This is a genomic window from Pedobacter sp. HDW13 (assembly GCF_011303555.1).
Taxonomy (GTDB): domain Bacteria; phylum Bacteroidota; class Bacteroidia; order Sphingobacteriales; family Sphingobacteriaceae; genus Pedobacter.
Genome location: NZ_CP049868.1, coordinates 3,175,051 through 3,187,260, shown reverse-complemented (window position 1 = coordinate 3,187,260; position 12,210 = coordinate 3,175,051). Strand labels below are relative to the sequence as shown.

General features: G+C 43.6%; 8 protein-coding genes. 7 read left to right on the top strand and 1 reads right to left on the bottom strand.

What is annotated here, in order from left to right; genetic code table 11:
- Positions 1-13: 13 nt before the first annotated feature.
- From G7074_RS13650 to G7074_RS13620, 7 genes are all read left to right on the top strand, one after another.
- On the top strand, positions 14-1,687 hold the full coding sequence (locus tag G7074_RS13650; protein WP_124558282.1) for a RagB/SusD family nutrient uptake outer membrane protein: 1,674 nt from the start codon (positions 14-16) through the stop codon (positions 1,685-1,687).
- A 117-nt stretch (positions 1,688-1,804) separates the two neighbouring features.
- The gene (locus G7074_RS13645) at positions 1,805-2,785 is read left to right on the top strand and encodes a tartrate-resistant acid phosphatase type 5 family protein (RefSeq protein WP_166208851.1); all 981 of its coding nucleotides are present in this window, start codon (positions 1,805-1,807) and stop codon (positions 2,783-2,785) included.
- A gap of 28 nt (positions 2,786-2,813) precedes the next feature.
- Positions 2,814-4,046 carry an acyltransferase family protein gene (locus tag G7074_RS13640; RefSeq protein ID WP_124558280.1) on the top strand — a complete coding sequence of 411 codons (1,233 nt, stop codon included), beginning with the start codon at positions 2,814-2,816 and terminating at the stop codon, positions 4,044-4,046.
- A gap of 1 nt (position 4,047) precedes the next feature.
- Positions 4,048-6,255 carry an alpha-N-acetylglucosaminidase gene (locus G7074_RS13635; protein ID WP_166208848.1) on the top strand — a complete coding sequence of 736 codons (2,208 nt, stop codon included), beginning with the start codon at positions 4,048-4,050 and terminating at the stop codon, positions 6,253-6,255.
- 15 nt (positions 6,256-6,270) lie between these two features.
- Entirely contained in the window at positions 6,271-7,788 is a 1,518-nt protein-coding gene (locus tag G7074_RS13630) for a glycoside hydrolase family 28 protein (RefSeq protein WP_166208845.1), read from the top strand.
- 15 nt (positions 7,789-7,803) lie between these two features.
- Complete coding sequence (locus G7074_RS13625) at positions 7,804-10,095, top strand: GH92 family glycosyl hydrolase (RefSeq protein ID WP_240916536.1); 2,292 nt, start codon at positions 7,804-7,806, stop codon at positions 10,093-10,095.
- Between the two features lie 465 nt (positions 10,096-10,560).
- A complete protein-coding gene (locus G7074_RS13620) occupies positions 10,561-11,010 on the top strand; it encodes an SRPBCC family protein (protein WP_166208842.1) in 450 nt (149 codons plus the stop codon).
- Positions 11,011-11,126: 116 nt separating this feature from the next.
- On the opposite strand, the gene G7074_RS13615 is transcribed toward G7074_RS13620, so the two are convergent.
- Positions 11,127-12,206: a Gfo/Idh/MocA family protein gene (locus tag G7074_RS13615; RefSeq protein ID WP_166208839.1), complete on the bottom strand. Its 1,080-nt coding sequence runs from the start codon at positions 12,204-12,206 to the stop codon at positions 11,127-11,129.
- Positions 12,207-12,210 lie beyond the last annotated feature (4 nt).

Here is a 12,210-nt window from a genome sequence, read left to right as displayed (position 1 = left end):
AAATTTTAAGGACATGAAAAAGATATTATTTGGAATATTATTTGCACTTACCGGGGCATTAATATTCACCTCCTGCCAAAAAATTGAGGTACCTGTTACTTCAGAACTTACACCAGAAACCTATCCCCAAACAGCAGCACAGTTAACATCGGCATCGGGGGCGGTATATATCAATTTAAGGAGCGATTATGCCACCACCTATTTCTTTTTACAAAGCTGCTCAACAGACGAATCGGTGCTGCCCATCTTTGCTTCCGATTGGATTGACGGGAATAAGTACCTCGAATTACATCGCCACACCTGGACAAAAGATAATGCCTGGGTTGCAGCAGGCTGGTCGTACCTAACCAACATTATTGGTACCGCCAATCAAACCATTTCAATTATTAGCCAATCAGCGCCAGCGGGTGCAGCAAAAAGCACCAACATTGCAGAATTAAAAACCATGCGCGCCCTGTCGTACTTTATGATGATGGATTTATATGGTAATGTTCCCTTAGATACGCTATATGGTGCTACAGCATTGAAAACAAATTCGCCCAGGGCACAGGTTTTCAGCTATATTGAAAGTGAGCTTAAAGCGGCTATCCCTTATTTAAAATCCACTTCTGGTATGGCAACATATGGTTTACCAACCAAATACCTGGCTTATTCTATATTGGCAAAAATGTACCTGAATGCAGCTGTATATACCGGCACAGCGCGTTACGATGACTGTATAGCTGCCTGCGACCAAATGATCAGCTCGGGTTTATATGCTATAGAACCCATGTCTACCTATTTGCAAATGTTTTATCCCACTAACGGGCCAACGCAAAAGGAGTTTATTTTTGCCATTCCGTTTGATGCGGCAACCAGCTCGGGTAACATGTTTTTGGCCCGTTACGATTTAAACCGGAACCTGGGCATCCGCTATGCGTACTCAGGCTCTACAGCTGGCTCATTTACCAACCCGGTTATGAACCAAAGCAGTGGTAATGGGCTGGCTAACAACAAACCAAGTGGACCAAGAATGACCACAACCGAGTTTTATGCCAATTTTAATGATGCGAACGATATCAGAAATAAACAATGGCTTACCGGTCCGCAATACTGGCCAGATGGAAGCCCGATTATGGTGAGCACCACGAATTTAGGTTACGATCAGTTTTACACCGGAGGTACACCAGCCGGAACGTTAACTTATGCATTAAATTTAACTCCGTTAAGTAGTTCGCGTTTAGGCGCAGGTTCTTACGATTTGGGCAAGGATGAAATTGCATGGAATACCGGTTACAGGAACATTAAATTTTTACCCGATTACACCAACCCAACTAACCGTAACCAAAACAACGACATGCCTTTGTTCCGTTACTCAGATATTATATTAATGAAAGCTGAAGCCATTTTCAGAGGCGGCACGCCAACATTAGGTGCCACGGCATTGGGTTTGGTAAACAGTGTAAGGAGCAACCGTACCACATCTGCACCGCTTGGCGCCTTAACTTTAGATATCTTGTATAACGAGCGTTCAAAAGAGTTTACCTGGGAAACCTGGCACCGCAACGATATGATCAGATTTGGAAAATTCGAGAACACCTACGGTTTATCGAAAACCAATACCGATACTTATCGCCGTATATTCCCGATTCCAAGTACAGCTATTGCTACCAACAATACCCTGGTACAAAATCCCGGATATAACTAACTGGCGGTTTAAACATGATTGGGAATTTCTCTGGCTTTTAGCCTTGAGAAATTCCCATTTTTCTTCTTTTCATTTAAGCCAATGGCCTACCGTTTTTCATTTCCTAAACTTATTTTCATGGCTAAAAATTTACTACTATTCCTTTCCCTATTTACCTGTGGAATATTGCAGGCACAGGTTTTGGTTAAATCGCCATCTGAAACTGCTCTGTTAAACAAAAATTTAACCAAAGAAACCGCTGCCTTAAACTTTATCGCCATGGGTGATTGGGGCCGGAATGGGGCCGACCATCAAAAACAGGTTGCCAAACAAATGGGCATTACCGCAAGCGAAGTAAAAGCTAATTTCATCATTTCTACAGGCGATAATTTTTATCCAAGTGGTGTAATCAGTGCTCAGGATCCCTCTTTCAAATATTCTTTTGAAGATATTTATACCGATTTTTCGTTACAATGGGACTGGTATCCGGTGCTGGGTAACCACGATTATAAATCGAACCCTGATGCACAGGTAGACTATTCAAAAATTAGCCGCAGGTGGAAAATGCCCGCACGTTACTATGCTAAAAAACTGCCCATCAATGGCGACCTCAATAACCAGGTGCTCATTGCTTTTATTGATACCAACCCACTCATACCCGAATTTTACAGCAATGCCGAATATGGCCCCAATGTAAAGGGACAGGATACAACAGCCCAAAAACGCTGGCTGGTCAAAACACTGGCCGATAGCGACCCAGCAATTAAATGGAAAATTGTAGTGGGCCACCACCCCATTTACACCGGGGGCAGCCGTACCGATGCTTACGATACCAAAGCCGTTAGGAATTCGTTAAAACCAACCTTTGAAAAATATGGTGTAGATGTGTATCTTACAGGTCACGAACACAGCCTGCAGTACATTAAACCAGCTGGAAAAACTCATTATTTCATTTCTGGTGCCGCTTCCGAAAAAACGCCTGTAAAACTCATTACAGATGCCGAAATGGTAGCCTCCGATTATGGATTCATGTTGTTTTCGGTTACCAGCAGCCAGTTGCGTGTACAGGCCATTAACGACCAGGGAGAGATTATTTATAACACCTTGATTAAAAAATAAAAAAACCAACCAATCAATCAGCTGCACAATGGATCATAATACCAGTACCACACCTGTAACAGCGCAACCTGCAGCCAAACCCAAACGGCTCCTTTCGCTCGATGCCTTAAGGGGTTTTGATATGTTCTGGATAGTGAGTGGCGAAGGAATTTTCCATGGACTGGCCAACGGGATCAAAGAAAACCATGCACTGGTACAAAATCATGATGACTGGACCATAGCCACCAACCCAAACCTTTCGGTGTTTGAGCGTATACTGGTTGGCATCAGTAACCAGCTGCACCATTCGCCCTGGAATGGCTTTACCTTTTACGATCTTATTTTCCCACTATTCATCTTCATTTCTGGCGTATCTATTCCCTTTTCGTACCAGAAATATTTTAACGATAAAAAGAATGGAAGTGCTGCTTCGGGTAGTATTTATTTTGCACTGATTAAAAGAACGCTGATTTTAATTTTACTGGGTGCAGTGGTTAACGGCATGCTGCAGTGGAAAGGTTACGAAAATATCCGTTTCGCCAGTGTGCTTGGCCGCATTGGTTTGGCTACCTGTTTTGCTGCCTTAATTTACCTCAACACTTCACTAAAAAAACAGGTAATCTGGTTTGTGTCCATCCTTATTGGCTATTACCTCATTATGCGATTTATACCTGTTCCTGGTTTCGGCAGTGGCGTACTCAGCCGCGAAGGTAACCTTGCGGCCTACCTCGATCGCTTGTTCCTACCGGGCAAACTTCACCGTATTGTTTACGATCCCGAAGGTTTGCTCAGCACCATTCCTGCTATTTGCTCGGCCATGCTGGGCATATTTACAGGAACATTTATGCAGCATAAGGCGGTAGCTCCAAATCCAGCTAAAAAAGTATTATATTTAATTGCTTCTGGTACTGCACTCCTGGTTATTGCACTAGCCGGCAGTTTCTTTTTCCCCATTAACAAAACCATGTGGACCAGTACTTTCGTACTCTTTGCAGGAGGCTGGAGTATTTTGCTGTTTGCAGTTTTCTATTTCCTCATCGACGTGCTGGCCTGGCAAAAATGGAGCATGCCCATGGTTTGGATGGGTACCAACTCGATATTAATTTATGTTTGCGCCCACGGCTTATTCAATTTCGAATCTACTTCAAGCTTCCTATTTGGCGGGATAATTAATACCATACCAACCGCATGGCAGCAAGCAGGAGTTTGGACAGGTGTGTTAGTTGTACAATTGTTTGGCTTAAAGTTCCTCTTCGATAAAAAGTGGTTCCTGAAAATTTGATATGAAATTAAAAATATTACTCTCGGCACTGCTTGTGCTGTTTGCCGGCAATCTATGGTCGCAGGCTTATCTTGCTTCGTCTAATCAACTTATTAAACGGATTTTACCCAAACGGTATCAGTCTTTTGTTACTGAAAGTATGCCTAGCCTAAATGGCAGGGATATTTTTGAAATTGAAAGCAAAAACAATCAAATTGTTTTAAGAGGAAGCAGTGGTGTTGCCCTTGCCTCTGCGTTTTACCATTACCTCACCGAATATGCACATTGCCAGATTACATGGAATGGCACCAATTTAAAATTACCTGCTACCCTACCCACTGTAAGAGGAAAAATAAAGAAAGAAACGCCCTACGATTACCGTTATTATTTAAACTATTGCACCTTTAATTACAGCATGAGCTGGTGGGACTGGCCACGCTGGGAGAAAGAGATAGATTGGATGGCACTACACGGAATTAACATGCCGCTTGCCATAACCGGCGAAGAGTACACCTGGTACCTGTTATATAAAGAGATGGGCTTTACAAATGAAGAACTCAAAGGATTTTTTACAGGCCCGGCTTATTTTTCGTGGTTTTGGATGGGCAATATAGATGGCTGGGGTGGCCCGCTCCCGGTAGCATGGATGAAAAGCCACTTCGAGCTGCAAAAGAAAATTCTGGCCAGGCAACGGTCGCTTGGGATGAAACCTGTATTGCCTGCCTTTACAGGACACGTACCTGCTGCCTTCAAAAATAAATTCCCCCAGGCAAAGCTTAAGGCCACCAACTGGACCAATGGATTTGCCGATACCTATATTCTCGATTCAGAAGATCCTATGTTTGCGCAGATTGGCAAAAAGTTTCTTCAGAAACAAACTGAATTGCTGGGCACCGATCACCTTTACTCGGCCGATACATTTAATGAGAATGAGCCACCATCTGCCGACCCCGCATATTTAGGTAACCTCAGTGCCCGAATTTACGACGGCATGTCGGCTGCCGATCCAAAAGCCATTTGGGTAATGCAGGGATGGCTTTTTTACAGCGACCGGAAGTTTTGGAAAGAAGCACAAACCGAAGCGCTTTTAAATGCAGTGCCGAACGATAAGATGATTTTGCTCGATCTGGCTACCGAAATAGAACCAGTTTGGAAACGCACCAAAGGTTTTTATGGCAAACCCTGGATCTGGAACATGCTGCATAATTTTGGCGGAAACACCAACTTGTTTGGCAGGATGGATGTAGTGGCAACTGCTCCGGCCGAAGCGCTTAACAACCCGCAAAGTGGCAAAATGAAAGGCATTGGCCTGAGTATGGAAGGCATAGAACAAAACCCCGTGCTTTACGAACTAATGATGGATAATGTTTGGCAAACCAAGCCCATTGAACTGAACAGCTGGTTACCCAAATTTGTACGTAACCGCTATGGAAAAAGCAATGTAAATGCGCTAAAAGGATGGGAAATATTACGGAAAACCGTGTACAACGTTCCGGCCGATAAATACATTAGAGATGGTGCCGAATCGATTATTCAGGCCCGCCCTACTTTCGATTCGTTAACCCGCTGGGCAAAAACCACCTTAAACTACCGGGAGCACGATCTGCTTCTGGCCTGGGATGAGTTTGTAAAAGCCGCACCACTTTGCAAAACCAGCGATGGCTTTCAATACGACCTGGTTGATGTTACCAGACAGGTAATGGCCAACTATGCTTTGCCTATACAGAGAAAAATCGCTGCTGCCTATCGCCAAAAAGACCTCGGTAAATTTAAAACAGAAAGCCAGCATTTTATAGCGCTTATTGATGATATGGACCGGCTTTTGGCCACCAGAAAAGATTTTATGCTTGGCCCCTGGGTAAGTACTGCAAGGCAATGGGGGCAAACACCCGCTGAAAAAGCATTATATGAAATGAACGCCAAAGACCTGATTACCCTTTGGGGCGATGCCAAAAACCCCTTAAACGAATATGCCTGCAGGCAATGGAGCGGCTTGTTAAGTGATTTTTATAAACCCAGGTGGCAGCTTTTCTTTACTCGCGCAGCGCAGTCGCTAAACCAGCAAACTGATTTTAATACCAACCTGTTTAAAGAAGAAGTAAGCAACTGGGAATGGAAATGGGTAAACCAGAGAAAAGACTACCCAACCCAAACCATTGGCAATCCTGTTACTGTAGCACTCCAAATGTATCAGAAATACCGCAAAACCATGGGCATAGTACACCCGTAATTTAATTTAGATTTTATGAGAGCCCTTACTTTCTCCGTCGTTTGTTTGCTGTATAGCACCCTGGTTAATGCACAAACCAAAACCTATAACATTGTTGATTTTGGCGCGAAACCAGGGCTTGAAAAGCTAAATACCAAAGCCATACAAAGTGCTATTGATGCTGCCGGCAAATCGGGTGGCCGGGTAATAGTGCCACAGGGGCAGTTTGTTACCGGTCCTATCCAGCTAAAATCGACGGTTGAACTTTACCTCAACAAGGGTGCCGAATTACTGGGCAGTACCAACCGGCTCGATTATGGCAAAGAAGCGGCACAAGCACTTATTTCATCCAGCAACCAACACTCCATTACCATAAACGGAAAAGGCACCATTAATGGCAGGGGCCGCGAAGTGGTTAAAAGTTTATTGCAGCTCTTGCACAATGGCACCCTGAACGACGAAACCTGGGTAGTTAAACGACCTTCTGAATACAACAGGCCCAGGTTAATTGCCTTTAGCAATTGTGAAGATATTACCGTAAAAAACGTTAAGATTAAAAACAGCGCCGGTTGGGTGCAAGACTTTGCCAGCTGCAATAAAGTAACGATAGACAGTGTAATCGTAGAAAGTACCGAATACTGGAACAATGATGGGATCGATATTGTAAACAGCAAAAACGTAAGCATTACCAATTGCAATATTGATGCTGCCGATGATGGCATTTGCCTTAAATCGGAAGGCCGCCCCGGAACCTGCGAGAACATTTATGTAGCCAATTGCACCATCCGCTCAAGCGCAAGTGGTTTTAAGATTGGTACAGGCTCTTATGGAGGTTTCAGAAACATAAAAGTTAGAAATATAACCGTTTACAATACCTATCGCTCTGCAATAGCGCTCGAAGCAGTAGATGGTGGATTTATAGATGGGGTAGACATAGCGGGCGTGGTAGCAAAATACACCGGAAATGCCATCTTTATCCGCCTTGGCCACAGAAATAAAGATGCGCAGTATAGCTCGGTAAAAAATATCCGTATTGCAGATTTGAAAGCTGATATTCCAAATGCCAAACCAGATGCCGGATACCCCATTGAAGGGCCACTGCCTAAAACACCGCTTCATAATTTATTGCCCGCAGTTATTGTGGGTATACCAGGGCATCATATCGAAAATGTAAGTCTCGAAAATATTGACATTACCTACGGTGGCGGTGCCGCCAAAGCCATTGCCTATATTCCTATTGATCAATTGGATCAGGTAACCGAAAATGAAACTGGTTATCCCGAATTTAGTATGTTTGGCGAATTGCCATCCTGGGGTTTTTATGTACGCCACGCAAAAGGCATTTCCTTTAAAAACATCAAATTGAATTATAAGGATACAGATTTTAGGCCATCCATTATTTTTGATGATGTGAGTAGCATCAATTTAGCTGACCTGGAAATTGAAAAAACAGAAAACCCCAACGTTATCATTTTGAAAAAAACGGGGCAGGTATCGATTAAAAATATTAAACTGCCTGCCGACCAGAAAGAGGCGATAAAAACACTCCCCTGATTTACCTTTACCCATATGAAAATTGCAATGCCATTTATTCTGTTGAGCCACAACACCCCTACCCGAAAAAAACCGGTTACTTTTTTTACCGGCATTTCATTGCTTCTCGTACTCGCTTGCACCAATGCCTTTGCGCAGCAACAGCCTTTAATTAAATATGTACAACCATTTTCGGGTACATCGGCCAGTACAACACTGGCCAGCCAACATATAGAAGATAAAACCGAAAGACTGGCCAACACCATACCTGCTGTTGCACCACCTTTTAGCATGACACAGTGGACCCCACAAACCCAGCTTTCGGAAAAAAAATGCCTTGCCCCCTATTATTACAACAACAAGAAATTTTACGGTATCAGGGCTAGTCATTGGATAAGCGGTTCGTGTACGCAAGATTATGGCAGTTTTACCATCATGCCCATTTCGGGCAAACTTAAAACCAACCCCAATGCTTACGCTACCGATTATACGCATGCAGGCGAAGTAGCTACACCAGCTTATTATAAGGCCATTTTACCTGGCTATAATTTGTTAACTGAGCTTACTGCCACATTGCGATGCGGTGTTATCAAAGTTACGGCACAAAAAACCGATAGCGTTTACCTGTTAATTACGCCAAACAGCGATCAGGGAAAAGGTTACATCAAAATTGACCAGCAAAAAGGCGAAATATCGGGCTATAACCCGGTTCACCGCATTTATCAGGGCTGGGGCGAGCCTGCTGGTTTTAACGGTTATTTTTTTATCCGCATTAAAAAAACGTTTAAAACAAGTGGCGTATTTAGCGCTGAAAGCAGATCGGCAAACCAATCTATCGAAAACCAAAAAGACCTGGGTGCCTATCTGGGCTTTAAACTGCAAAAAGGCGAAACGATTACCATTTACTCAGGAACCTCTTTTACCAGCATTGAGGCCGCAAAGCTTAACCTCGAAACAGAAATTAATATCGCCAGTTTTGAAACCGTTGTGGCCAAAACAAGCCGGGCATGGAAACAATCGCTTGGCCAGATTAAAATTAACGATACCAACGAAAAAAAGAAAAGGATTTTCTACACCGCACTTTACCATGCCCAGCAACACCCACGGTTGTTTAACGATGTGGATGGAGGATACCCTCAATTTGCAGGCAATTATGTTCGTAAAGTAATCGCAAAAGGCAACTATTACGATGACTTTTCGATGTGGGATATTTACCGCGCCCAATTGCCCCTAACAGAACTTTTACAGCCAGACCTGGCCAACGATTTTGCAAATGCTTTAGTTCTAAAAGGGCAGCAAGGTGGTTGGTTACCCATATTTCCCTGCTGGAACAGTTATACCGCAGCCATGATTGGCGATCATAGCACTGCTTTTTTAGCCTCGGCCTATAACAAAGGCATTCGCGGCTATGATGTAAATGAAGCCTACCGCTTAATGCGGCAAAACGCATTCCGAATGCCCGATTCGGCCGATTACCTTAATGGCAAAGGCCGCCGTGGCATTAACAGTTACCTGAAATATGGCTATATCCCAATGGAAGATAGTATCCCCAATGCTTTTCATAAAAAAGAACAGGTAAGCAGAACCCTCGAGTATGCTTACGATGATTATGCTTTGGCAACGATAGCAAAAGACCTGGGGAAAAAAGATGATTATAAAAAACTAATGGAAAGGGCTTCGAATTATAAAAATGTGTTCGATACACAGGTAGGAATGGCAAGAGGAAGATTTGAAAACGGCAGCTGGTACAGCCCCTTCCATGCCGATCATCGCGAACCTTATATTACCGAAGGCACACCAAGGCAATACACTTTTTATGTACCGCATGATATGCCCGGCCTTATTAAGCTAATGGGTGGAGAAAAGCAACTGGAAAACGAACTTGATTCGCTTTTTGATAAAAAGGAATACTGGCATGGGAACGAGCCCGGCCATCAGATCCCGTTTTTATACAATTATACCGCAGCCCCACGCAAAACACAAAAACAGGTTACCCGCATACTCGAAGAGGAATATGGTGATGGACCGGGTGGCCTGAGTGGCAATGATGATGCAGGGCAGATGTCGGCCTGGTATATATTTGCTTCCCTCGGTTTTTACCCGGTCGATCCCGTTTCAGGTGTTTATCAAATTACCAGCCCGGCGTTTAAGCAAACGGGCATTACTTTTAAAACCGGTAAAACACTGCTGATTAAAACCATTAAAAAAACCAGCAAGGCAAACTACATTGCCCGCATTACCCTAAATGGAAAAACTTTAAATAAGAACCAGATTACACATCAGCAGCTAACAAAAGGTGGCCAGCTGATTTTTTACATGAGTGAGTAACGTTAGCCCGCCTTAATAAAAAAATAGCAAAAGCCTGTTAACCGATAGGCTTTTGCTGTTTAGTACATTTACCTTTTCAATAAAAGGGGCAATTTTCCAGCAAATCGGCCAAAATATGCCGATTTTTCTTTACCATTTGGTTACCTAAAAAGTAGCGTAAAGCCACATTTTGGGTAAGCGCTAAACCTTACTATCCCCACGCCGTCTGCAACTTGGTAGTAACAGGCTGTAAGCTTAAGGTTGTAACGCCCGGCAGTAGTAAATTTAGATCAGGCTTATGCAATTGGGAAAATGAACAAAACAGTCTTAAATTACCCATAAAATTGTCGCATACTACCACACTTAAAACCGGTTTTTCGTGCCACCTTTGTTAAGTCCTTTAGCAACAAGGGCAGTGGAGCAGCAACCATAAAAAAACGGGCGAACCGAAAAGCCATATGAGTAGAGAAGACAAAAAATAATGTTATGTCAACCAATAAAGTTTCATTGCACAGGGTAATCAAAGCATCACCTGAAAAGATTTACAGGGCCTTTACCGAAGCCTTAGCCATTGCATCGTGGTTACCACCTTACGGTTTTCTTTGCACAGTACACAACATGGATGTAAAGGTAGGCGGTACTTTTAAAATGTCGTTCCATAATTTCACCACTGGTAATGGCCACTCTTTTGGCGGCGAATACCTGGAGGTTAAACCCAACGAGTTTTTAAAATACACCGATAAATTCGATGATCCGAATTTGCCGGGTGTAATGACAACTTCTATCTGGCTGGAAAAAACAATGGTAGGTACCGACCTTAAGGTTTTGCAGGAAGGTATTCCGGAGGTAATCCCTGCCGAAATGTGTTACCTGGGCTGGCAGGAATCTCTTGAGAAATTAATTAAACTGGTAGAGCCTAATATTCCGGATGCTTAATCTTTGCGATGATCGTCATTTCGACTGGAGGCGGCCGGTTTTTCACCGGTGGCGGAATGGAGAAATCTTAATAGATTTCTCGGCTACGTTGCACTCCGCTCGAGATGACGATTAGCTTACAACCGCACCATCTCACCAGTTTTAACCGATTCATCGCAGGCAAATGCGATTTTTAAACTGTTAACAGCATCTTCGGTTGGCCGGGTCAGGTCTATGTTTTCCTGTATGGCTTTTAAAAAGAAACGCTGTTCGCGGTTGCACAATTCCTGGTGGTTGGGTTCATCGCTGAGATCGATCCATTCATCTGCTTTTGCAAATTCATCTGCCTCATTTAAGTCGGCATGATGCACCTTTATCGATTCGGTTTTAGTATGGGCATCAATGTTATCAGAATTGCCCGCAGCAGCTGCAGCTTTTGCCACAATAGATACCGAACCTTTCGGGCCAAAAACATCTTTAATAAAAAAGGCATTATCACTTACCATTGGTCCCCAACCCGCTTCGTACCAACCAATAGAGCCATCTTCGAAACGGATTTGTAGCTGGCCATAATTGTAGTTCCATTCCGGAATTTCATCGGTTAACCTTGCGCCAATGGCGCTCACCTGCACAGGCTTCGATCCCGTCATCTGGCACATTACATCGATATAATGCACGGCGCAGTCTACAATCGGGCTCAGGCTCTTCATCAGGTTACGGTGCACCGTCCATTTTGGCCCCTGGCTTTGCTGGTTTAAATTCATGCGCATTACCAGTGGTTTACCCATATCCTGCGATAGTTCGATAAATTTCTCCCAGGAAGGATGGTAGCGTAAAATATACCCCACCAGTAATTTCTTACCTGCCTTTTTAGCGGCTTCGGCCACGCGCTGCGCACCTTCAACCGTATCGGCAAGTGGTTTTTCGATAAATACATGGCAACCGCTTTCAAACGATTTTACGGCATATGCTTCGTGTGTATCAGGATAAGTTGAAATGCATACTGCATCAGGGCGGGTAGCAGATAAAGCTTCGTAAAAATCGCTGAACAGCGGATAGCCTCCGCCCAGTTTTTCATTCAATACGTTTTTACTGTTGCCTATAGAAACTAATCCGCAGATTTCGAAGCCATCTAAAATGTGATAAGCCATGGCATGGGATGCTCCCATATTGCCACAGCCTACCACTAATACGCTTAAATTTTTCTTTTTTAACATTGGT

What these genes read in the sequence shown, in the direction of transcription:
- G7074_RS13650 (WP_124558282.1), top strand. Translation starts at nt 14, where the DNA reads ATGAAAAAGATATTATTTGGAATATTATTTGCACTTACCGGGGCATTA.
- G7074_RS13645 (WP_166208851.1), top strand. Translation starts at nt 1,805, where the DNA reads ATGGCTAAAAATTTACTACTATTCCTTTCCCTATTTACCTGTGGAATA.
- G7074_RS13640 (WP_124558280.1), top strand. Translation starts at nt 2,814, where the DNA reads ATGGATCATAATACCAGTACCACACCTGTAACAGCGCAACCTGCAGCC.
- G7074_RS13635 (WP_166208848.1), top strand. Translation starts at nt 4,048, where the DNA reads ATGAAATTAAAAATATTACTCTCGGCACTGCTTGTGCTGTTTGCCGGC.
- G7074_RS13630 (WP_166208845.1), top strand. Translation starts at nt 6,271, where the DNA reads ATGAGAGCCCTTACTTTCTCCGTCGTTTGTTTGCTGTATAGCACCCTG.
- G7074_RS13625 (WP_240916536.1), top strand. Translation starts at nt 7,804, where the DNA reads ATGAAAATTGCAATGCCATTTATTCTGTTGAGCCACAACACCCCTACC.
- G7074_RS13620 (WP_166208842.1), top strand. Translation starts at nt 10,561, where the DNA reads ATGTCAACCAATAAAGTTTCATTGCACAGGGTAATCAAAGCATCACCT.
- G7074_RS13615 (WP_166208839.1), bottom strand. Translation starts at nt 12,206, where the DNA reads ATGTTAAAAAAGAAAAATTTAAGCGTATTAGTGGTAGGCTGTGGCAAT.